The 21,973-nt window shown below is 71.8% G+C and carries 21 protein-coding genes; 10 read left to right on the top strand and 11 right to left on the bottom strand.

What is annotated here, in order from left to right; translation table 11 throughout:
- Window positions 1–7: 7 nt before the first annotated feature.
- Window positions 8–757 (bottom strand): pirin family protein, encoded by a 750-nt coding sequence (locus tag BN39_RS04915; RefSeq protein WP_019201248.1) that lies wholly within the window; start codon window positions 755–757, stop codon window positions 8–10.
- A gap of 81 nt (window positions 758–838) precedes the next feature.
- On the opposite strand from BN39_RS04915, the gene BN39_RS23400 reads away from it, so the two are divergent.
- Window positions 839–2,464, top strand: coding sequence for an NTF2-like N-terminal transpeptidase domain-containing protein (locus tag BN39_RS23400; protein WP_159103223.1), 1,626 nt, complete (start codon window positions 839–841; stop codon window positions 2,462–2,464).
- Window positions 2,465–2,467: 3 nt separating this feature from the next.
- Here BN39_RS23400 and BN39_RS04905 read toward each other — a convergent pair whose 3' ends face one another.
- Window positions 2,468–2,908, bottom strand: a complete 441-nt coding sequence (locus BN39_RS04905; RefSeq protein ID WP_040766601.1) for a DUF3054 domain-containing protein — start codon at window positions 2,906–2,908, stop codon at window positions 2,468–2,470.
- A gap of 240 nt (window positions 2,909–3,148) precedes the next feature.
- Entirely contained in the window at window positions 3,149–4,339 is a 1,191-nt protein-coding gene (locus BN39_RS04900; RefSeq protein ID WP_019201245.1) for a YbhN family protein, read from the bottom strand.
- Between the two features lie 34 nt (window positions 4,340–4,373).
- Here BN39_RS04900 and macS point away from each other — a divergent pair, with 34 nt between their 5' ends.
- Both macS and BN39_RS04890 read left to right on the top strand, forming a co-directional pair.
- A complete protein-coding gene (gene macS / locus BN39_RS04895; RefSeq protein ID WP_019201244.1) occupies window positions 4,374–5,561 on the top strand; it encodes a MacS family sensor histidine kinase in 1,188 nt (395 codons plus the stop codon).
- Complete coding sequence (locus BN39_RS04890) at window positions 5,534–6,199, top strand: response regulator (RefSeq protein WP_081585919.1); 666 nt, start codon at window positions 5,534–5,536, stop codon at window positions 6,197–6,199. Before macS ends, BN39_RS04890 begins: the two co-directional genes overlap by 28 nt.
- Here the strand turns inward: BN39_RS04890 and BN39_RS04885 are convergent.
- The 5 genes from BN39_RS04885 to BN39_RS04865 form a co-directional block, all read right to left on the bottom strand.
- The gene (locus BN39_RS04885) at window positions 6,196–8,277 is read right to left on the bottom strand and encodes a copper-translocating P-type ATPase (RefSeq protein ID WP_040765888.1); all 2,082 of its coding nucleotides are present in this window, start codon (window positions 8,275–8,277) and stop codon (window positions 6,196–6,198) included. The genes BN39_RS04890 and BN39_RS04885 overlap by 4 nt on opposite strands.
- Before the next feature lie 69 nt (window positions 8,278–8,346).
- Window positions 8,347–9,771: an aspartate ammonia-lyase gene (locus tag BN39_RS04880; protein ID WP_019201241.1), complete on the bottom strand. Its 1,425-nt coding sequence runs from the start codon at window positions 9,769–9,771 to the stop codon at window positions 8,347–8,349.
- Between the two features lie 82 nt (window positions 9,772–9,853).
- Window positions 9,854–10,126, bottom strand: coding sequence for a barstar family protein (locus tag BN39_RS04875; RefSeq protein WP_019201240.1), 273 nt, complete (start codon window positions 10,124–10,126; stop codon window positions 9,854–9,856).
- Window positions 10,127–10,128: 2 nt separating this feature from the next.
- The gene (locus tag BN39_RS04870; RefSeq protein WP_051158828.1) at window positions 10,129–10,509 is read right to left on the bottom strand and encodes a ribonuclease domain-containing protein; all 381 of its coding nucleotides are present in this window, start codon (window positions 10,507–10,509) and stop codon (window positions 10,129–10,131) included.
- Between the two features lie 61 nt (window positions 10,510–10,570).
- Window positions 10,571–11,230 (bottom strand): TetR family transcriptional regulator, encoded by a 660-nt coding sequence (locus BN39_RS04865; protein WP_019201238.1) that lies wholly within the window; start codon window positions 11,228–11,230, stop codon window positions 10,571–10,573.
- A gap of 141 nt (window positions 11,231–11,371) precedes the next feature.
- On the opposite strand from BN39_RS04865, the gene BN39_RS04860 reads away from it, so the two are divergent.
- The 3 genes from BN39_RS04860 to BN39_RS04850 are packed head-to-tail and all read left to right on the top strand — an operon-like array spanning window position 11,372 to window position 13,890.
- A complete protein-coding gene (locus BN39_RS04860; protein ID WP_019201237.1) occupies window positions 11,372–12,424 on the top strand; it encodes a flavin reductase family protein in 1,053 nt (350 codons plus the stop codon).
- A 27-nt stretch (window positions 12,425–12,451) separates the two neighbouring features.
- Complete coding sequence (locus BN39_RS04855; RefSeq protein WP_019201236.1) at window positions 12,452–13,624, top strand: acyl-CoA desaturase; 1,173 nt, start codon at window positions 12,452–12,454, stop codon at window positions 13,622–13,624.
- Window positions 13,621–13,890, top strand: coding sequence for a hypothetical protein (locus BN39_RS04850; protein WP_019201235.1), 270 nt, complete (start codon window positions 13,621–13,623; stop codon window positions 13,888–13,890). Before BN39_RS04855 ends, BN39_RS04850 begins: the two co-directional genes overlap by 4 nt.
- Window positions 13,891–14,008: 118 nt before the next feature.
- On the opposite strand, the gene BN39_RS04845 is transcribed toward BN39_RS04850, so the two are convergent.
- Genes BN39_RS04845 through trmB form a run of 3 tightly spaced genes read right to left on the bottom strand, consistent with a single transcriptional unit; the run spans window position 14,009 to window position 18,493 of the window.
- On the bottom strand, window positions 14,009–16,987 hold the full coding sequence (locus BN39_RS04845) for an MMPL family transporter (RefSeq protein ID WP_019201234.1): 2,979 nt from the start codon (window positions 16,985–16,987) through the stop codon (window positions 14,009–14,011).
- 31 nt (window positions 16,988–17,018) lie between these two features.
- Window positions 17,019–17,681, bottom strand: coding sequence for an NYN domain-containing protein (locus BN39_RS04840; protein WP_019201233.1), 663 nt, complete (start codon window positions 17,679–17,681; stop codon window positions 17,019–17,021).
- Complete coding sequence (gene trmB / locus BN39_RS04835) at window positions 17,678–18,493, bottom strand: tRNA (guanosine(46)-N7)-methyltransferase TrmB (protein ID WP_019201232.1); 816 nt, start codon at window positions 18,491–18,493, stop codon at window positions 17,678–17,680. The genes BN39_RS04840 and trmB overlap by 4 nt, the downstream gene beginning before the upstream one ends.
- 37 nt (window positions 18,494–18,530) lie before the next feature.
- On the opposite strand from trmB, the gene BN39_RS04830 reads away from it, so the two are divergent.
- The 4 genes from BN39_RS04830 to BN39_RS23395 all read left to right on the top strand — a co-directional run.
- The gene (locus tag BN39_RS04830; protein WP_019201231.1) at window positions 18,531–19,259 is read left to right on the top strand and encodes an LppX_LprAFG lipoprotein; all 729 of its coding nucleotides are present in this window, start codon (window positions 18,531–18,533) and stop codon (window positions 19,257–19,259) included.
- Entirely contained in the window at window positions 19,256–20,866 is a 1,611-nt protein-coding gene (locus BN39_RS04825) for an MFS transporter (RefSeq protein ID WP_019201230.1), read from the top strand. The genes BN39_RS04830 and BN39_RS04825 overlap by 4 nt, the downstream gene beginning before the upstream one ends.
- A gap of 36 nt (window positions 20,867–20,902) precedes the next feature.
- Entirely contained in the window at window positions 20,903–21,622 is a 720-nt protein-coding gene (locus BN39_RS04820) for a hypothetical protein (protein ID WP_019201229.1), read from the top strand.
- Window positions 21,619–21,973 (top strand): hypothetical protein (locus BN39_RS23395; RefSeq protein WP_040765882.1); only part of this gene is annotated, 355 nt, incomplete at its 3' end. The genes BN39_RS04820 and BN39_RS23395, both read left to right, overlap by 4 nt.

Raw genomic sequence — 21,973 nt, 5'->3', positions numbered from 1 at the left:
GGGACCCCTAGGCGTCGCCGATGCGGCGGTGCATCTCCCAGAACAGGAGCTCCGCACCGCCGGGGCCGGCCGTCACGCGGCGCCCGTCGCCGGTGGTGCGCAGCGAGTCACCGTCGGACAGCGGGCCCGCGCCCTCCGCCTCGGCGCTCCCCGCGCCCACGTAGAGGTGGCCGAACGGCGCGCCGGGCAGGTCCACGGCGGTGCCGGGCGCGAGCCGCGCGGCGTGCAGGGTGGCGCCGCCCGTGCCGATCCGGATCGCGGCGTCGCGCCGCGGGTCGCCCGAGGCGATCGGGACCAGGCCGCCCGCCGCGAGATCGGCGCCCACCTCGCGCTGCTCGTACGACGGTGCCGCCGTCCCGTCGTCCGGGAGCAGCCACATCTGCACGAACCGCACGTCGGATCCGTCCGGCCCCGCGGAGGCGGCCCGCGATTCGACGGGGTCGTTGCGCTCGGAGTGCAGGATGCCGGTGCCCGCGCTCATCCGCTGCGCGAGGCCGGGATACACGACACCGGCGTGTCCCTCGCTGTCCTGGTGCACGAGGGCGCCGCCCAGCACCCACGTGACGATCTCCACCGCGCGGTGCGGGTGGGTGTCGAAGCCCCGCCCGGCCGCCACGGCCTCCGCGTTGCAGGCCAGCAGCACGCCGTGGTGCGTATTCTCCGGGTCGTAATGGTCACCGAAGGAGAAGCAGTGCCGCGATCGGACGCCCGGCATGGACGTCGCGGCGCGGTCCTCTGCGCGAACGAGCCGGTCCATGTAGCAAGGATGCCACGCGCGAAAAGGTAAGCTTCCGCGGCGAGGAGTGTCGTGAGCCACGGGAACGGGTTGGAGGTCGATGTGAGACGGGTTCGGATCGGCTCCGCGGCGCTGGCGACGGTGCTGCTCCTCGGCGTCGGTTCCGGTCTCGCCGCGTGCGGTGACGACGCGGCCGCCGACGTGCAGAAGATGCTCGACGGGTACGCCGGCGCGATCCAGGACGGCAAGGCCGTCGCCGCGGCCGCGTACACCTCGTCCCCCGATGTCGCGGGTGGCGTCATCGGCCGCACCCTCCGCGATATGCACGCCGAGAAGGTCGAGGTCAAGGCCACCAACGTGCAGAAGTACTCGGGCGGCAGCGCGACGTTCGACCTCAAGACCCGGTGGAATTTCGGCAAGGGCCGCGACTGGGACTACACCACCAAGGGCAACGCCTCGAACCTCTCGATCGGCTGGCGCGTCTCCTGGGATCCGGCGGTGCTGGCCCCCGGCCTCACCACCGACACCTCGATCCGGCAGATCCGCACGGATGCCAAGGCTCCCAGGGTGTTCGGCGCCGATAAGAAGGACCTGATGTTCGCGGGCACGGTGCACCGGCTCACCGTGGACCCGAACAAGACCAAGAACCTCTCCGACAGCCTCGACAAAGTGGCGTCCCTCGTGTCGCCCGTCGCCCCGCTCGTGACTCCGGAGGCGCTGGCCGCCAAGGCCAAGGCGGATCCCGGGAAGCCGGTGCCGGTGGTCGACCTCCGCGACGACGACTACGGCGTCCTCGAGGACCGGCTGAAGGCGATCCCGGGCTTGCAGGACAGCCCCGCGAGCGACCTGTTGATCTCCAACCGGCAGCTTTTCTCGCCGCTGTTCGACGGGATCAAGGGCGCCTGGCAGGCCAACCGCGACGAGACCGCCGGCTGGGCGGTGCAGCTGGTGCCCGAAGGGAAGCCGCCGACGCAGGTCGTGGGCTTCCAGGGCCCGCCCGGCCCGGACCTGCGGGCCACCATGGACCCCGAGGTGCAGCTCGCCGCCGAGAACTCCGTGGTGCAACTGGGCCAGCCCGCCGCGATGGTCGTGCTGTCCGTCTCCTCGGGCGCCGTGCTCGCGGCCGCGCAGAACACGCAGGCCAGCAGCAACTCCCCGCAGTGGGCGCTCACCGGCCAGTCCACCACCGGCCCCGTGCTCTCGCCGCTCTACGACGAGGTCAACAAGGCCGCCGGCAAGGACACGGAGAAGCAGGAGAAGCTGCTCTCGCCGCTGGGCCTGGGCACCGATTTCGCGATGATCGGCGTCGACACGGCGACCGCCGAACTGCCGGGCACGGGCGGCCGCGGCGCCGCCGAGCTCGGGGCCGACACCATGAAGGCCACCCCGTTCGGGATGGCCGTGTTCGCCTCGGCGATCGCCAAGGGGAAGACCACCGCGCCCTTCGTGATCCAGGGGCAGACGTCCACGCCGAGCAAGCCGATGGGCGACGTCAACGCGGATGTGCTCAAGGCCGTGCGGGCCAAGATGGACTCGACGGTCTCCCCGTCGGGCGACGGCAGCGACCTGGTGTCCACCAAGGTCAAGGGCCTGGTCGGCACCAACGGCCCGGAGGGCCCCGGTTGGTTCATCGGCTACCGCGGCGACCAGGCCTTCGCGATCATGGTCACCGGCGAGAAGTCCGGCAGCGGATCGCTGCAGGTCGCCGGCGCCTACCTGAAGCAGTAGCGGCTAATCCGCCGCGGATTCCGGGACCCTCGGCTCCGGCGTCGCGGCGGCCCGCCGCGCCAGGACGACGCGCGCCACCGCGCGCCAGCCCAGCAGGAACACGGCCAGCACGATCGTCGCCACGATGACGAAGCTGACCTGCACGCCGCTCTGGGTGAGCAGGCCGCGGGCCGTCATGCCGACCGCCACCGTCGCGACCCAGATGATGACGCCCGCCGGGAACACGCGGCCGGGGGCGAAGGTCTGTGCGCGGCCGGGCTCGTGCCCGCGGATCGCGGACAGCACGTAGGTGAACGCCCAGCCGACGGCGCAGGCCAACAGGAAGGGCCACGCGGTCCCGGCGATACCGGCGAGGGTGAGGCCCTCGGCGTGGCTCGACCGTCCGAGCACGACGAAGACCAGCACGAGCAGCGCGTCGACGGCTGCGATGACGGGAATGGGCATGAACTCCACCGTAACCGTTCGTCGGTACCGGACATACCGGCTGTGATCGACGGGGCCTCGCGGCACGCGACCGGGGCGCGGTCCTCCCAGACGCGCCCCGGCCGGGCCGTTTCCCCCTCTGGTCGCCCCCTCCACTCCGGGCGGTGTGAGCGTGCGGGTCGTCCGCTCACGGGAACGACGGTGCCGGGGCCGCCTTCATGGGCGGTTGCGGATCGCTAAAAGCACAGGTCGCCAGGCCTTCTAGGCGGTGCCCGGTGGGGTCTCCGTGCCGCGGTCCGCGGCGTCCGACGGTGCGCTCGCGGGCGGTGCGCTCGCGGGCGGGGTGGCCGTCTCCGCGTCGGGGTCGATGTCCATGGTGTTGCGGTAGTAGAAGAAGAAGATCACCCAGCCGATGACCACCACGAGCACGTAGCTGATCAGGCGGTACAGGATGGTCGCCGTGAAGGCCTGGCCCAGGGGCATGCCCGACAGCACCAGGGCGGGCACCAGGGCGCCCTCCACGAGCCCGAGCCCGCCGGGGATGGGGCTGATGGTGTTGACCACCTTCGACGCGGCGTACGCACCGGCCAGGGCCGCCAGCCCCGGCGCCTCGCCCACGGCGTAGCAGGCGAAGGCGAGGCAGGCCACGTCGGCGACCCAGTTGAACAGGGACCAGCCGAACGCCTCCGCGCCGTACCGGCGGTTGAGCTTCACCGCCTGGAGCTGGTCGAGGATCTCCTTCCAGCGGTCCAGGCCGAAGTCCTCGGGCTTGTTGCGCAGGTCGTTGACCCACATGATGAGGCGCGCGCCCACGGTGTACAGGCCGTCGGGGTGCGAGGCGACGTACTGCATCATCACGATGAACACGACGAGCAGCGCCACCGAGAACACCACCGAGTACGGGCTCGTCTTCGCGCCGGCGAGCAGGCCGCCCACGAGGCCGAGCACCGCGAGCCCCGCCGACATGAGCAGGCCGCTCATCACGATCTGCCAGGTGGCCACGACCGGGGTCGCGCCCCACATCCGGCTGCGCCGGTACACCAGCGTCGGCGCCAGCACCTGGCCGCCGGGCAGCGACTGGGAGACCGAGTTCGACGCGAACTGCAGGCCCAGCGCCTGCCGCTGCGTCACCTTCACGCCGGCGGACTTGAGCAGCACCCGGATCACCTGGGCGTAGGAGTCGAACGAGAAGAACACCGCGATCACGCACGCCACGACCCATTCCCAGCGGATCTTCTTCAGGTTCGGCAGCGCCTCCGAGAGGGCGGGGTAGAACAGGTAGGCCTCGACGCCGAGGACGACGGCGAGCAGCACGAGCAGCGTGCGGCGCACCCATTTCCAGCGCCGACGCGACATCACCGGCTGCTTCTCGGGGGAGCCGCCGGGGCTCTCGTCCGGCGTACCGTCCGGATCGCTCGGATCCGCCCGGTCGGCGGGTTCGCCTTCGCTCATCGGCGCCAGCCTACTCACCGGTTAACGTTGCCTCATGGAAGCCCTGGTATCGCGCGTGCGGCGCGTCGAGCGCCCGCGGGACGAGGACCCGCGCGGTCCGCTCTGGCGTGGCGCGCAGTACTTCCGCGCGCTCTCGGTGGTGTACGCGGTGGGGCGGCAGATCGACGAGGCCGACCGGTACGAGCGGATCGGCTGGAGCTGGGTGCTGATCGGGCTCGTGGTGGCGGCGAGCGTCCTCGCCGGCTTCGGCTACGGGCGGGGCTTCGGCCGCCGGACCTGGTTCGTGATCGGCGAGTTCCTGGTGGCCGCGGCGCTGGCGCTGGCCACCTGGCTCGTGGCGTCGCCGGAGTTCGTGGAGCACAACCAGTCCCTGCCGACCACGCTGTGGCTGACCAACCCGGTGGTGTCGGTGGCGATCCTCGCGGGGCCCGTGGCGGGGCTGGAGGGCGGGATCGCCCTCGCGGCCGTGAACGCGATCTACCGCGGCGACTTCCCGGAAACCACTCTGCGCGACGCCAACTACCCCGTGTTCATGGCCGTGGGGCTCGGGCTCGGCATGGCCGCCCGCGTCGCGATCCGCTCGCACGAGCAACTGCTCCGGGCGGAACGCGTCGCCGCCGACGCGCGGGCCCGGGAGCGCCTCGCCCGGGAGGTGCACGACGGGGTGCTGCAGGCCCTCGCGTTCATCGCCCGGCGGTCCGCGTCCCTCGGCGGTCCCGGATCGGAGATCGAGGGGCTCGGGAGGCTTGCCGCGCAACAGGAACAGGCGCTGCGCAGACTGATCGCCGAGGGGCCGGCGGGCGAGGGCGGACCGCCGGACGGGGCGGCCGCGGGCACCGTCGACCTGCGGGACCTGCTGCGCGCGATGTCCTCCCCGGCGGTCACCGTCGCCGAACCCGGCGGCCCCGTCGAGCTGCCCGCGGCGGCCGCGGCGGAGGTGGCGGCCGCGGTGCGGAACGCCCTGGAGAACACCGCCCGGCACGCCGGCCCCGGCGCGCGGTCCTACCTGCTCACCGAGGACCTCGGCGACGCCGTGGTGGTCACGGTGCGCGACGACGGCGCGGGAATCGCGCCGGGACGCCTCGACGAGGCCCGCGCGGAGGGCAGACTGGGTGTGGCGGACGCGATCGTCGGCAGGATGCGGGAGCTGGGCGGCCGCGCCGAGCTCACGACCGACACGGGCGAAGGGGTGGAGTGGGAGCTGTGGATACCTCGGACGTAGAACCGGAGATCAGCGTGCTGGTGGTCGACGACCACCCGATGTGGCGCGATGCGGTGGCCCGCGACCTCGAGGCGCGCGGATTCACCGTGGCCGGCACCGCGGATTCCGCGGCCGCAGCGGGCCGGATCGCGAAAGCCGTGCAGCCCACCGTCGTGCTGATGGACATGTCCATGCCCGACGGTGACGGCGCCGCCGGCACCGCGCTGGTGCTGCAGGCGGCCCCGAACGCCGCGGTACTCATCCTCTCCGCGTCCGACGAGCGGGAGGACGTGGTGGAGGCCGTGAAGGCCGGCGCCAGCGGCTATCTCGTCAAGAGCGCCTCGGCGGAGGAGCTGGTCGCGGCCGTGCGCGCCACCGCCGCAGGGCAACCCGTGTTCACGCCCGGGCTCGCCGGCCTGGTGCTGGGGGAGTTCCGGCGCATGGCCGCATCGCCCGAGCCCGTGGGGCCGGCGATCACGCCCCGCGAGACCGAGGTGCTGCGGCTGGTGGCGAAGGGCCTGTCCGCCAAGCAGATCGCCACACGCCTGCACCTGAGCCACCGCACCGTGGAGAATCACGTGCAGTCGACGCTGCGCAAACTCCAGCTCGGGAACCGGGTGGAACTAGCCCGCTACGCGCTGGAGAACGGCCTGGACTAGCCGCGCCGCAGGATCTTCCGGGTCAAGGCGTCGGGCCGCAGGTCCAGGCGGCGGAGCAACTGCGCGTTGAGCGCCACCACCACGGTGGACAGCGACATCAGGATCGCGCCCACCGACATCGGCAGGACGAACCCGACCGGTGCCAGCACACCGGCCGCGAGGGGCACGGAGATCAGGTTGTATCCGGCGGCCCACCACAGGTTCTGCGTCATCTTCCGGTAGGACGCGCGGGACAGCTCGATCACCGACAGCACGGACCGAGGATCGTCGCCGGCCAGGATCACCCCCGCGGATGCGATCGCCACGTCGGTGCCCGCCCCGATCGCCAGGCCCACGTCCGCCCGGGCCAGCGCGGGAGCGTCGTTGACGCCGTCGCCCACCATCGCCACCCGCCGGCCCCCGCTCTGCAGCTCGGCCACCTTCGCCGCCTTGTCCTCGGGGCGGACGCCCGCGAAGACCCGGTCGACGCCCAGCTCCGCGCCCACGGCGTTCGCCACCGCCTCGGCGTCGCCGGTGATCATCACCACCTGGATGCCCCACGCGTGCAACGCGTCCACCGCCTCGCGGGACTCCGGGCGGATCTCGTCGGCGAGGGCCAGCGCGCCGATCACCGCGTGCTCGCGCACCACGTGCAGGATGATCGCGCCGCCGCGCCGCCACTCCTCGACGGCCGCGAGCTCGCCCGCGCCCTCCTCGGCGAGCATCGCGGGCCCGCCGACGCGCACCGTCGCGCCCTCCACGGAGGCCGTCACCCCGACGGCGGGCGACGACGAGAAGTCCGACGCCGCGGGCACCGCGAGTCCACGGTCCCGCGCGGCGCGCACGATCGCCCGCGCCAGCGGGTGCTCGCTGTCCGCCTCGGCCGCGGCCGCGAGGGCGAGCACCTCGTCGCCGCCCTCGACTGCGGTGACAACCGGTTCGCCCTTGGTCAGGGTGCCGGTCTTGTCGAACAGCACGGCGTCGACGGTGCGCATGCTCTCCAGCGCGAGCCGGTCCTTCACCAGCACACCGCCCTTCGCGGCGCGCTCGGTGGCGATCGACACCACCAGGGGGATCGCCAGTCCGAGGGCGTGCGGGCACGCGATCACCAGCACCGTGATGGTGCGGACCACGGCCTCGTCGGGCATGCCGAGCGCCGACCAGACCGCCGCGGTGACCGCCGCGGCGCCGAGCGCGAACCAGAACAACCAGCCCGCCGCGCGGTCGGCGAGGCGCTGCGCCCGCGAGCTCGAGTTCTGCGCCTGCGCGACCAGCCTGCCGATTCCGGCGAGCGCGGTGTCGTCACCGGTCGCGGTCACCCGGATCCGGAGGCCGGAATCCGTCGCGACGGTGCCGGCGGTCACCGGATCGCCCACCGCCCGCTCGACGGTGCGCGACTCCCCGGTGATCATCGACTCATCCAGTGCGGCACGGCCGTCCACGATGACGCCGTCGGCGGGCACGCCGCCACCCGGGCGCACGATCACCACGTCGCCGACCCGCAGCTCGGACGGCGCGACGACCACCGTGGCGCCGTGCTCGAGTCGCTCCGCCTCGTCGGGGAGGAGCGCCGCGAGGGAGTCGAGCGCCGAGGTGGTCTGCGCGAGCGAGCGCATCTCGATCCAGTGGCCCAGCAGCATGATCACGATGAGCAGCGCCAGCTCCCACCAGAAGTCGAGCTGGTGGTGCAGCAGGCCCAGGCTCGCGCCCCAGGACGCGACGAACGCGACGGTGATCGCCAGCCCGATGAGCAGCATCATCCCCGGTGCGCGCCCGCGGATCTCGGCGACCGCGCCGGTGAGGAACGGGCGGCCGCCCCACGCGTACATGACGGTCCCGAGGACCGGCGAGACCCACTCGACACCCGCGACGTCCGGGAGGGGGTGGCCGAGGATCATCGCGAACATCGGCGACAGCCCGACGGTGGGCACCGCCAGCGCCAGCATGATCCAGAACAGGCGGCGGAACTGCGCGACGTGGTCCCCGTGCCCGGAATGGCCCTGATGCCCGGCGTGCTGCTCGTGCTGCTCGTGCCCGCCGTGCGCGGGGTGTTCCTCGTGGTCCATCTGCATCTGATGCCCCCCGTGATCGTGTTCCATGCCCCGAACATATACCCCTAGGGGGTATCTATCAAGGGGTGTTCCGCGCTCCGTGGCGACGGCGGCGTTCTACGGCGTCAGGGCGTGCGGTGGGTGCCCCGTGAGGTGCTCCGGGCTGAGCAGCGACGCGAGCGTGGCCTCGTCGAGCAGGCCGCGTTCGCGCACGATCTCGACGACCCCGCGCCCCGTCTCCAGCGCCTCCGCGGCGACCGATGTGGCCGCGGCGTAGCCGATGGTGGGGCTCAGCGCCGTGACCACGCCGATGGACTCCGCCACCGACTGCTCCAGGCGGGCGGTGTTGGCGGTGATCCCGGCGACGCAGCGCTCGCCGAGCACCCGCGCGCCGCGGGTGAGGTGGGAGATCGACTCGACCAGGGAGCGGGCGATGATCGGCTCGAAGGCGTTGAGCTGCAACTGCCCGCCCTCCGCGGCCATGGTGATGGTCACGTCGTGGCCGATCACCTCGTAGGCGATCTGGTTCACCACCTCGGGGATCACGGGATTCACCTTGCCGGGCATGATCGAGGAACCCGCCTGCACCGCGGGCAGGTGGATCTCGTTGAGGCCGGCGCGCGGCCCGGAGGACAGCAGCCGCAGGTCGTTGCAGGTCTTGGAGAGCTTCACGGCGATCCGCTTGAGCACGCCGGAGAGCTGCACGAACACGCCCACGTCGGCCGTCGCCTCGATGAGGTCGGTGGCGCCGATCAGCTCGTAGATGCCGGTGATCTCGCGCAGCCGCTCGATCGTCCTGGGCCGGTACCCGGGATGCGAGTTGAGGGCCGTGCCGATCGCGGTGCCGCCGATGTTGAGCTCGTGCAGCAGCCGCGTCGCCTCCTCCAGGCGCACGATGTCCTCACCCAGGGTCGTGGCGAACGCGCCGAACTCCTGGCCCAGCGTCATCGGCACGGCGTCCTGCAGCTGGGTGCGGCCCATCTTGACGATGCCCGCGAACTCCTCGGACTTCGTCGCGAACGTCCCGCGCAGGCCGGTGAGCGCCTCCTGCAGGTCGCGCAGCTGGGTGATGAGCGCGATCTTGATCGCGGTGGGGTACACGTCGTTGGTGCTCTGCCCCAGGTTCACGTGATCGAGCGGGTGCAGCCGCGCGTAGGCGCCGCGCGGCTCGCCCAGGTGCTCTAGCGCGGCGTTGGCGATCACCTCGTTCGCGTTCATGTTGGTCGAGGTGCCGGCGCCGCCCGCGATGGTGTCCACCACGAACCAGTGGTGCAGCTCGCCCGCCCGGATCCGCTCGCACGCCGCGACGATCGCGTCGGCCCGCTCGTCGCTGAGCAGGCCGAGCTGCCGGTTCGCCTGGGCCGCCGCCTGTTTCACCGCAGCCAGCGCGTTCACCAGGTGGGTGTGCGCGGCGATCGGGGTGCCGCTGATCGGGAAGTTCAGGAGGGCGCGCGCGGTGTGCGCGCCGTAGTAGGCGTCGGCGGGGACGTCGATGTCGCCGAGCAGGTCGTGCTCGCTGCGGGTGTCGGGGGTGGTCGTCATGCCTCGATGGTGGCGCACCGTCGGCGATTCCGAGCGGTTTCGGTGCACCCGCGCGTGCCCCGGGCCCGACGGTGCGCGGCCCTCACGTGCGCAGCGGCACCCCGGACGCGGAGAACACGTCGACGATCTCGGCGTAGAGCTTCGGGCCGAGCGCCGTGCGCACGTCGGCCGCGTGGGTGAGGCGGAAGTCGAACGGCTCGTCCTCGGGCGTACCGAAACCTCCGCGCAGGCAGTCGACGAGCGCGTCCAGGTTGCCGCCGAAGTACCCGCCCGGGCCGTTGACCGCGCGGCCCAGCTCGGCGTAGAAGCTCTCCTTGTCGGCCACCCTCCGGCCGTCCACGGTGAAGGTCTTCACGCTCAGACCCCTGTGATGACGCAGAACGTCGCGTAGTGGTCGCCGGTGTAGTACCAGTCGGGCGGCGAGGTGAGCGGCGTGCCGCCCGTGACGATCCGGCGCGCGCCGCGGGTCGACGAGCCCGGCGTCTTCACCGTGTACTCGTGGTAGTAGCCGCTCGCCTTCGCCGGCAGGATGCCCTCCCGGTTCTGGAACACGACCCCGTCGTTGTTCGGGTACGGGAACGGCCCGCCCTGCTTGATCAGGTTCGCGGTGTCGGTGGCCTCCGGCGGGAGCGACGAGAGGGCGCACGAGGGGAGGGCGGCGGAGACGGGGGAGAGAGTGGCGGCGGTGACGCCCACGGCCACCGCGAACACCCCTGCCGTACGGGCTGCGATTCGCATGAAACGGAAAATTAGCGCACGCAGGTAAGCACCGGGTGGCGGTGCGGTGAAATCCCGTGCGCTACTGCTCGCGCGGGCGGTACGAGGCGAGCCCGAGCGCCACCACGGCGAGCTGGCGCTGCGTCCGCTCGACGAGCTCGTCCTCGTCGCGCGTGTTGCGGGCGTCGATGCGCACCAGCTCGGCCACGAAGCCCAGCATGATCGTCACGTACAGGTCGGCCACCATGTCCAGGTCCTCGACGCTCCAGGACTCCAGCGCCGGGATCCGCGAGAGGTCGTGGGTGAGCTCCTTGGCGAACAGTCGCAGCTCCACGTCGATGGCCCGCTGCAGCTCGGGGGAGCCGCCGTACCGCTCGCGCACCAGGAACTGGAACTCCGCGTCGTTCGCGCGCGCCTGCTTGGCGACGATGCGCACGGCGTCCGCGCCGCTGGGCGCGACCCCGTCGCGCCGGGCCTCGCGGAGCATGCGGCGCAGCACTCGCATCGCGTCCTCCACCAGGGTGACGCCCAGATCGTCCATCGACGCGAAATGGCGGTAGAAGGCGGTGGGCACGACGCCGGCCGCCTTGGCCACCTCGCGCAGCGACAGGCTGGCGAACGACCGTTCTCCGGCCAGCGCCAACGCCTCGTCCAGAAGCGTCTGACGGGTGCGCTCCTTGGCCTCGGCCCGCGACGGTCCCGGGGTGTGCCGTTCGACGGCGCGCGGAGAGGGGCGTGGCATGGGCTTCAGTCTATCCCCGCCTGCGCGAACGGTGCGCGGCGGCGTTGTGGCGGAGGTCACGGGACAAGTCCTTGACGCGGTAGCGGCGATTGCGTGCATACTGTGAGTGTACAAGCGTGCACTGAACGGAGAAACACAGCCATGAGCCGCTTCACTCGACTCGCCGGAAACGTCATCGAGGCCGTGCTGACGCCACACGCCGTGGACCGCTACCTCGAGCTCGTCGACCCCATGGTCACGTGGGCCGACATCCGCGGCCGCGTCACCGCCGTCAGCCGTCGCACGGACCGCACCGTCACCTTCACCGTGACCCCCACCCGCCAGTTCGAGGGGTTCCGCGCCGGACAGTTCATCCAGGTCAGCGTCGTGATCGACGGGGTCCGCCAGACCCGTTGCTTCTCGCCCGCCGGATCGCAGCACGCCGCCGGCGACCTGGAGTTCACCGTGACCGCGGACGCCGAAGGCCACGTCAGCAAGCACCTGCGCGAGAACCTCCGCGTAGGAGACGTGCTGGGCCTGACCCCGGCCACCGGCACCTTCACCCTGCCCGGCGAGCCCGGCGCACGCCCCGCGAACATCCGCCTCATCAGCGGGGGCAGCGGCATTACACCCGTGCTCTCGATCCTGCGCACGCTCGTGGACGAGGATCACCGGGGCACCGTCGAGCTGCTGCACTTCTGCCGGGACGCGGACGACAACCCGTACCGCGCCGAGCTGGACCTGCTGGCCCGCCGCGCGGGCGTCTCGGTGAACTACGTGTACACCCGCGCCGGCGGCCGCCACCTGGGCGCCGAGCACCTCGACGACCTGGGCGACGTGGGCTTCGCGTGCGGCCCCGCGCCGCTGCTCGAGACCGCGAAACAGCTGTACTCCGAGCGCGGCGTCGAGCTGCGCGTCGAGGAGTTCGCGCCGCCCGCGGCCGCGGCACCGTCGGGCGAGGCCACCGGAACCCTCCGCTTCACCGAGGCCGGCACCGAGGTCGACAACGACGGCCGCACCATCCTCGACCAGGCCGAGTCCTCCGGCCTGTTCCCCGAGAGCGGCTGCCGCATGGGCATCTGCTTCTCCTGCACCGCCGTCCGCAAGTCCGGCTGCACCAGCAACATCCTCACGGGCGAGACAGACAGCGAGCCCGATCAGCACATCCAGCTCTGCATCAGCGCCCCCGTCGGTGACGTCGACGTCGCGCTGTAGTCACCGGAACCGAAGAAGGGACCCACCATGACCGAGCACATCACCCTCACGCACGCCGACGTCGAGGCGATCGGCGAGCGCTTCGACGCCATCCGCACCCGCATCCTGAGCGACCTGGGCGAGAAGGACCGCGAGTACATCTACTCGATCGTCCGCGCCCAGCGCGGTTTCGAGATCGCCGGCCGCGCCATGATGTACCTGCCGCCGTTGTGGCCCGTCGCCGTGGGTTCCCTCGGCGTCTCCAAGATCCTGGACAACATGGAGATCGGCCACAACGTCATGCACGGCCAGTACGACTGGATGCGTGAGCCCGGCCTGAACTCCCGCGAGTTCGAGTGGGACACCGTGTGCCCCGCCGATCAGTGGAAGCACAGCCACAACTACCTGCACCACACCTTCACCAACGTCCTCGACATGGACCGCGACATCGGCTACGGCATCCTGCGGATGGCGCCCGAGCAGAAGTGGCACCCCTACTACCTCGGCAACCTCGCCTACGCGAGCGCGCTCATGGTGCTGTTCCAGTGGGGCGTCATGCTGCACGACCTCGAGGCCGAGCGGATCGTCAAGGGCGAGCGCAAGTGGTCCGACATCAAGGAGCTCGTGCGCGGCATGCGGAAGAAGGCCGGCAAGCAGGTGCTCAAGGACTACGTCCTGTTCCCCGCGCTCACCGGCCCGCTGTTCCCGCTCACCTTCCTGGGCAACATGTCCGCCAATCTGATCCGCAACCTGTGGACGTTCTCCATCATCTTCTGCGGTCACTTCCCCTCGGGCGTGCAGACCTTCACCAAGGAGGAGACCGCCGACGAGACCAAGGGCGAGTGGTACGTCCGCCAGATGCTGGGCTCCGCCAACATCGACGGCGGCCGCCTGTTCCACATCATGAGCGGCAACCTGAGCTTCCAGATCGAGCACCACCTGTTCCCGGACCTCCCGGCCAACCGCTACCCGGAGATCGCCGCCGAGGTCCGCGAGGTGTGCGAGCAGTACGGCCTGCCCTACAACACCGGCTCGCTGCGCGGCCAGCTCACCTCCACGTGGAAGAAGATCGCCAAGCTCTCGCTCCCCAACAGCTGGGTCAAGCAGGAGCCGGAGCTCGCGGTGACCATCGAGCGGGCCCGGCACGAGGACGCCGCCGCGAAGGCGCTGGACAAGGCGGGCTGGCAGCGGGCCGCCGACCGTGAGATGGTTGCCGTGTGAGCAAGCTCGAACGGCGCAAGGACGCCGCCCAGGAGGCCGTCGAATCGACGGCCATCCGGGTCGGCCGGATCGCCACCATCATCACCACCGCCGTCGCCGATGTCGCCCGCGAGATCGGCGACGCGGTGACCGACGGTTTCGAGATGCGCCAGGCCGCCAAACGCGCGGCCGAGGACGAGGCGCGGACCGTCGAGAAGCCCGCCGCGGAGAAGCCCGGACCCGACTCCGGGGCCGGCGGCGGCCCCGCCCCGCGCGACGAGGCCTGACGACCCGCTCGAGTCGCCCCTCGCCGGGAACCGTGGAACGCTTGCGCTCGTCGGCGACGCACCCGGACACGACGATGCCCGCAGGACCTTCCGTCCTGCGGGCATCGTCGTCTGCTACCTACTGATCCCGGGGGTCGCGCTGCCGGTAGGGGCGGGTGCCCTCACCCGACGGCCCGCCCTGCGGCGGCCGCGGCGCGGGGCCCTGGGGCCCGCCCGGGCCCTGCGGGCGCGGGGGATACGGCGGGCGCCCACCCTGCGGGCCGCCCGGTCCCTGCGGACCCGGGCGCTGCTGGCGCGGCATCGGCCCACTCGGACGCGGCATCTGCCCGCTCGGGCGCGGGCCGGGACCCTGGGGCCCGCCCGGCCCCTGCGGACCCTGCGGCCCGTGCGGGCCGGGGCGGCCCGGGCCCGGACGACCGGGGACCTGCTGCTGATAGCTGCGCGGATCCTGGGGCGGCCGAGGCGTGGGCGCGGACTGGCGCCGCTCCGACTCCGGGATGCCCGCGAATCCGGGCGGCGGTCCGGGACGCCGGGCGCCGGGGCCCATCGGCGTCGGCCGCACGGGACGCTCCGACTCCGGGATCACCGGCGCGATGAGCCGGCCCGACTCCGGCGAGATCGACGGGCTCGCCAGCGCGCCGGCGCCGACCAACTGCGGTGCCGCCTTCCCGGGCGCGGCCGAGGGCGGGCGCACCGAGTCCAGCGGACGCCCGTCGCGGGTCTCCGGCGGCAGCGAGGTCTCGCCGAGGCCCAGCTTCTCCTGGATGGTGCGCATCCAGTTCGGGGCCCACCAGCAGTCGTCGCCGAGCAGCTTCATCACCGCGGGCACCAGCACCATGCGCACGACGGTGGCGTCGATGATGAGCGCGAAGATGAGGCCGAAGGCCACGTACTTCATCATCACCAGCTGCGATGTCGCGAAGGCCGCGGTGACCATGATCAGCAGGATCGCGGCGGCGGTGATGATCCGGCCGGTGTTCGCCGTGCCGGCGCGGATCGCCTGCACCGTACTCGCGCCCGCGGCTCTCTCCTCGATCATCCGGGAGAGCACGAACACCTCGTAGTCGGTACTGAGGCCGAACACCACCGCGATCACCAGCACCAGCACCGGGGCCATCATCGGGCCGCCCGTGAAGTTGAACAGGTCGCCGCCGTGGCCGTCCACGAACATCCACGTCAGGAAACCCAACGTGGAGCCCAGGGAGAGGATCGACATCAACACCGCCTTGATCGGCAGCACCAGCGATCCGAACGCCAGGAACATCATGATCGTGGTCACGACGATGAGCAGGAACATCAGCAGCGGCAGCAGGCTGAGCATCGAGTCGATCGAGTCGTACTGCAGCGTGGGCATGCCGCCCACCGTGAAGCCGACGCCCTTCGCGGGATCAGCCCCTTCCATCTGGATGCCGCGGAGCTTCTCCACCGCATCGCCCACGGCGGCCGAATCGTTCGGGTCCTGCAGCGAGCCCTTGGAGGTGCGGACGTTGACGTCCGGGCCCTCGCCGCGCAGCTTGAGCGCCTCGCCGCCGTCCTTGGCCTTGTCCACGGCCGTCGTGGCGGGGCCGAAGCGCGCCGACGCCGGGTCGGCCGGGTTGGCCCGCACGAAGCCCGGGATCTTGTTGGCCTCGGCCAGCACCTGGTTGACCTGCTCGTCCGACGCGTTGGTGAAGACCAGCTTGATCTCCTGGCCGGTGAACGCGGGGAACAGGTCGAAGAACTTGTCCTGCGCCTGCCGGGTCTCGTTGTTGGGCGGCAGGTAGGTCTGCGAGATGCCGCCGAACTGCAGCCCCACGACGGGGATCGTCGCCGCCAGCAGCAGGCCCACGACCGAGACGGTGGCGGCGACGGGCCGCTTCATCACCGCGTCCGTCACCCGGCCCCACATGCCGGCCTCGATGTTGGCCTTGGTCTTCGGCCGGCCGAGGCGCTGCTCCGCCTTGTGGATGAGGCCGCCGATCACCGGCAGCTTCCAGCCGTCCGCGACCTGCAGCATTCCGTGGAAGCTCAGCGCGAACACCTTGGGGCCGAGCACCGAGAGCATCGCGGGCAGCAGGATCAGCGACAACACCGCGGAGATGAACACGCCGAGCAGCGCGCCCGTCGCCATCGACGTGAGCAGGCCGAGCGGCGAGATGTAGAGGCAGGCGAGGGCGCCCACGATGAGCAGCGACGACATGATGATCGTTCTGCCCGCGGTCATGACCGTGCGTCTGACCGCCGTGGGTGTGTCGTACCCCTCGTCCAGTTCCTCTCTGAATCTGGACACCATGAACAGGCCGTAGTCGTGCGCGATGCCCAGGCCGATCAGCGAGATGATGGGGCCCACGAACAGGTTGACGTCCATGAAATAGGTGGTCAGCATCGCGATCGCCATGGCGGCGCCGATGGTCATGACACCGATGATCATGGGAAGCGTCGCCGCGACCACGCCGCCGTAGACGAAGAACAGCACGATCGCCACCAGCGGCAGCGCGATGATCTCGGCCTTCTTCTGGTCGCGCTGCACGCCCTCGGTGACCTCGGAGGTCACGGGCACCAGTCCGGCGAAGCTCGCCGTGAACTGGTCGGATTCGAGGGACTCCTTGAGCGGCCCCTGCAGTTCGAGCCAGTCCTTGCCGCGCTGGGTGTCGTCCGCCGACTTCAGCGGCAGGGTGAAGAATCCCCAGGTGGTGCCCTCGGAGTCGGTCTTCGTCATGATCGACTCGAGGCCCTGCTGGGTGTAGCTCACCGGCCCCTGCTGCGGCTCCTGCTTGTTCTCGGAGCGGAGCTTGGCGTCGTCGCCGGTGGCGAACTCGTCGAGGATCTTGGCCCGGGCACCGTCGACCGCCTTCGAGACCGCAGGGTCGGTGACCTTCGCGCCCTCCTTCGGCTTGACCAGCACCAGGATGTCCGACTGGGCCATCCGCCCCTCGGCCTGGTCGGACAGGACCGACGCGGCCACCGAGTCGCTGCTGTCGTCGTAGAGGCCCGACATCTTGGTCGCCTTACCGAGGCTGAGGAATCCCCAGACGCCGGTCAGGGCGATCGACACGAAGAGGACCGCGATGATCGTGAATCGGAACGCGTAGGTGAAGCGTCCTATCGCTGCGAACAAGCGAACATTCCTTTCCTGGAGCCGGTTGTGCTCAGGTACGACTCGAAAGTAGCGAAGACAGGGGGCGGAAGGGCTGCAGCCACGCACCCTCGTCGGGGAGGGAGTCGAGACTCACGCGCGGCAGCGGCTCACGGAACACCCCGGTGATGTCCTCGAGATCGACGAACTCCAGAGTAGGGGACTGGAGGGCCCAGCTGGCGTGCTCGCGGAACCCCAATACATGTACTGGAACGCCCTCGGCGGCTATCTCCTCCAGGGGTTCCCGGAAGGCCTGGCCGTCGGCCGAGGCCACCAGGAGACCACCCAGGCCGGGGGCGTATCGCCGCACGTCGATGTGGTCGAGCATGTCGGCGTCGACATCGCTGTCCTCGTCCACCTTGGGCTTGGCGAACACGGCGTAGCCGACGTTCCGCAGCGCCTCGACCCACGGCCGCACCACGTCGGCGGTGCCGGGCGCGATGTTGGTGAAGACGGTGGCCTCGGGCTCGAGGGACTGCTCGGTGTCCGATTCCAGCGTCGCGGTGTACTCCAGGAGCCACCGGCCGAGCGCGTCGAACCGGGGGCGGTGCGCCGCGGTCGGGCGGCCACCCAGGATCGAGCCGAGCCCCATGTCGAGGTTCGGCGCGTCCCAGACCAGCAGGACCCGCTTGGGGGCGTCGGTCGCCACGGCGGAGCCGTCGACGGGGACCGTCATCGCGCCCCTCCTTCCTCCACGCGCTCCCATACGAACTCGTGGATCTCGCGGCCCACCTGCGCGGCCTTGTCCTGGAACTTCGTCACCGGCCGGTCGATGCTGATCGGCAGGCCCGCGTCGGCGAGGCGCGGAGGCGGCTCCAGCCGCCGCAGGAGCGGCTCACCGGATGCGACCTCCGCAATCGCCTCTGCATAGTCTGCATGATCCGTAGCCACGTGCAGAATCCCTCCGACACGCAGGCGGTCCGCGAGCAGCGCGAACATGCGCGGCTGCAGCAGTCGGCGCTTGTGGTGCCGGGCCTTGGGCCACGGGTCCGGGAAGTACACCCGGGCACCGGTGAGGGAGCCCGGGGCGATCATGTCCTCGAGCACCGCGACCCCGTCGCCGCGGACCACCCGCACGTTGGTCAGACCCTTGCGCTGCACGCCGCCGACCAGCTGCGCGATCCCCGGCAGGTACACCTCCACGGCGAGCACGTCGCGCTCGGGCTCGGCCTCGGCCATCGCCACCGTCGACGTGCCGGTCCCGCACCCGATCTCGACGATGAGCGGGGCGCTGCGGCCGAACCAGGACGCCGCGTCGAGGGGGTGCGACGGGGCGGGGAACCCGCCGTCCGCGACGGCGGCGGTACCGTCGCCCTCGGGGAGCGGGCGGGCCGGCGGGATGTCCCGGCCGATGGTCGACCACATGTCGTCCATGGCCTTCTGCTGGGCGGGCGTGAGCGCCCCACGGCGGGAGCGGAAACTGGTTACCCGCGGGTACAGCCGGCGGTGCTCGGCGCGGGGGTCCTGGGGTTCGGGCACGCTCTCCATCGTCCCAGCTTCGCGAATGTGACCTAGCATTGGCCGCATGATCGCGCGTAACCGCCGCCACGCGGCTCTCCGCCTGACCACCCTGATGGTGGCGCTCCTCGCCGTCCTCGGACTCGTCGCCGCGTGCGGCGGGGCCCAGGAGGAGACGAAGAACGACGCTCCGCTCCCCGAAGCGAAGACGCTGGTCGACGCCTCGTCGGCCTCCGCCAAGACCCTGCACGACGTGTACCTGGACCTGTCCGTCGACGGGACCGTGCCGAAGCTCCCGGTGAAGAGCGTCTCCGCCTACCTGACCAACGAGCCCAAGGTCGCCGGCCAGGGCGACGCCGAGGTCACTTTCAACGGAACCCAGGTCAAGGCGAAGTTCGTGGTGGTGGACGCGCACCTGTGGGCGCAGTTCGGCTCCGGGCAGGCGTACCAGGACATGGGCCTCGCCGCCGACATCTACGACGCCTCGGCCATCCTCGACCCGCAGAAGGGCATCCCCAACCTCATCTCCTCGGTGCGTCAGCCCAAGGTGGAGGGCCGCGAGCAGATCGGCGGCGTCGACACCGTCCGCGTGTCCGGCACCATCCCGGGCACCGCCCTCGCGGGGATCGTGCCCAAGGCGGAGCTCGGCGACCGCCCCGTCACCTTCTGGGTGCAGGAGGAGAAGCCGAACAACCTGGTCCGGGCCAACGTCGGATTCGACGCCGGCACGCTGACGGTGACGCTCTCGGACTGGGGTAAGAAGGTCACGCTCCTCGACCCGAAGACCGCCAAGTGACCGCTGCTCCGGCGGAGGCCGCGGCGTCTGCGGACGCCCCGGCGCCGGTGAAGGGGCGCGGTGTCGCCATCGGCGCCGCCGGGCTCGCCGTCCTGCTCGGCGCCCTCGACACCTACGTGGTGGTCTCGGTCCTCGAGGACATCATGCGCAGCGTGCAGATCCCGATCAACCGGATCCAGCAGGCCACCCCGATCATCACCTGCTACCTGCTGGGCTACATCGCGGCGATGCCGCTGCTCGGCCGCCTGTCCGACAAGCTGGGCCGCCGCCTGGTGCTGCAGGCCAGCCTCGCGCTGTTCGTCATCGGCTCGGTCATCACCGCGATGGGCGACACCGTGCCGGTGGTGCTCACCGGCCGGATCGTGCAGGGCGTGGCCAGCGGCGCGCTGCTGCCCGTGACCCTCGCCCTGGCGGCCGACCTGTGGTCCGCCCGTCGACGGGCCGCCGTGCTCGGCTGGGTGGGCGCGGCGCAGGAGCTCGGCAGCGTGCTCGGCCCCGTCGTTGGCGTGAGCGTCGTGGCGCTGGTGCACGAGCGGTTCACCTCCGTCGCCCCGGACGACGCCTGGCGCGTGGTGTTCTGGGTGCAGGTGCCGCTCGCGCTCGTCGCGATGCTGCTCATCCAGCTGTCGGTGCCGAAGCGCTCCGCGCAGGAGCCGCAGCGCGTCGACGTGGTCGGCGGTCTGCTTCTCGCCGTGGCGCTCGGCCTCTCGGTGCTGGGCCTGTACAACCCGGAGCCGGACGGCACCGACGTGCTGCCCCCGAACGGCGCGGCCCTGCTCGCGGGCGCCGCCGTCGCGTTCGTGGCGTTCGCGGCCTGGGAGATGCGGGCCCGCACCAAGCTCATCGACACCGCCGGCATGCGGGTGCTGCCCTTCCTCGCGTCCTGCGCCGCGTCGGTGTGCGCCGGCGCAGCGCTCATGGTGACGCTGGTCGACGTGGAGATCTACGCGCGGATGGTGCTGGAGCGGGAGGGCATCGACGCGGTGCTCACCCTGGTGCGCTTCCTCATCGCGCTGCCCGTCGGCGCGATCCTCGGCGGCCTGCTCGCCACGCGCATCGGCGACCGGGTCATCTCGGTCGTGGGCCTGCTCATCGCCGCCGGCGGCTACCTGCTGGTGGAGAACTGGCCGCGGGACGTGCTCGCGGCGCACTACTTCGGCACACTGCCCGCGCTGGACACCTCGCTCGCGATCGCGGGCTTCGGCCTGGGCCTGGTGATCGGGCCGCTGTCCTCGGCGGCGCTGCGCGCGGTCTCGCTGTCCCAGGCCGGTATCGCCTCGGCGCTGCTGGTGGTGGCCCGGATGAGCGGCATGCTGATCGGCGTGGCCGCGCTCACCGTGTTCGGTCTGCACCGGCTCACCGAGATCCAGTCGGAGATGCCCGCACTGTCCGCACCGTCCGGGGTGGGCGGTTTCGCCGAGCGTCTGCGGGCCATCGCCGGCCAGATGCAGGACGCCTACGCCATCATGTTCGGCGAGGTGTTCGGCATCACCGCCGGGATCTGCGTGGTCGGCGCGGTGTTCGCGGCCTTCGTCACGGGCGGCCGGCACCATTCGGAGGAAATCCCCGCGCAGGAGGACGAGGAGCTCGTAACGTCGTCCTCGTAGCGGCGCGGGGGTGCCGCCCTGAGTCGGGGGGCTCACATGGGGGATCTGTGCGTGCGCGGCGGTCCGCCGCGGGTGCGGCTGCTGGGCCGCGACGGCGTGGGCAAGCGAGTGCTCGGTGCGGCGCTGTCCCGTCGCGGAATCGCGGTGGCCGACGGGCCGTCCGACGCGGTGCTGTACTGCTTCGCCGGCGGCCTGCGCGCCACCGACCGGGCGGCGATCGCCGCGCTGTCCGACGGTCCGCCGTCCGCGCCGCCCGTCGTCGTGGCGTGGACCCGGGCCGATGCGGCGGGGTCCTGGCGCGCGGCCGACGATTACGCGGACCGGCTGGCCGAAATCCTGGGGCGGCCCGTGGTGCCGGTGATGGCCCTGCTCGACGCGGTCGACCCGGACGACGTGCCGGCGGTCCGCGGGCTCGCGGAATCGCCGCTGGTGCTGCCGCGGTCCGCGACCGCCGCCGCGAAAGCCCTGGGGGAGGAGGCGCCGCTGCTGCTCCGGTTCGGCTGCTACGGGCTGGCGTGCGCGCTGGGCGCGCTGCGCGAGACCCCGTCGATGCCCGGCGACGAGCTGCTGGCCCGGCTCCGCGAGCTCAGCGGGGTGGACACCCTGCTGCCGCCGCTCGCGGAGGCGTTCGCGGGCTTCGAGGACCGCCGCGAGGCCGAGTTCGACGACCGGCTGCGGGGCCTCGCCCGGGCCGACTGCGCGCGCCGCGACGAGGCCGAGCAGCTGCTCCTGGACCGGCTGGGCAGGGCGTCGTGACCGCCGCGCTGGTGGCCGGGCAGGACCCGGCGGGCGCGGTCGCGGTGGCCGAGCGGCTGGGCGGCGCGGCCGCGACGGTCGGCGCCGACGGTGCGCTGACCCCGGTCGCCGGCATCGCCGAGGAGTTCACGGCCGCCGTCTACGTGCTGGACGCCTGCGTCCCCGCCGACGCGGTGGACGAGGAGGCGCTGGCCCGGCTCCGGGCCCGGTGCGGGGTGGTCGTCGTCGCCACGGGCGCCGACGTGTACCCGGACGCGGCCGCGGTGCGGGCGGAGTCGGCGCGGCGCCTGCGGGCGGAGGTGCTGCCCGTCGAGCCGGCCGCCGGCACCGGATTCGACGCCGTGCGGGCGG

This window comes from Tsukamurella sp. 1534, assembly GCF_000312385.1.
In the GTDB taxonomy this organism is placed as follows: Bacteria; Actinomycetota; Actinomycetes; order Mycobacteriales; family Mycobacteriaceae; genus Tsukamurella.
This window is presented reverse-complemented; position numbering and strand designations above follow the sequence as displayed.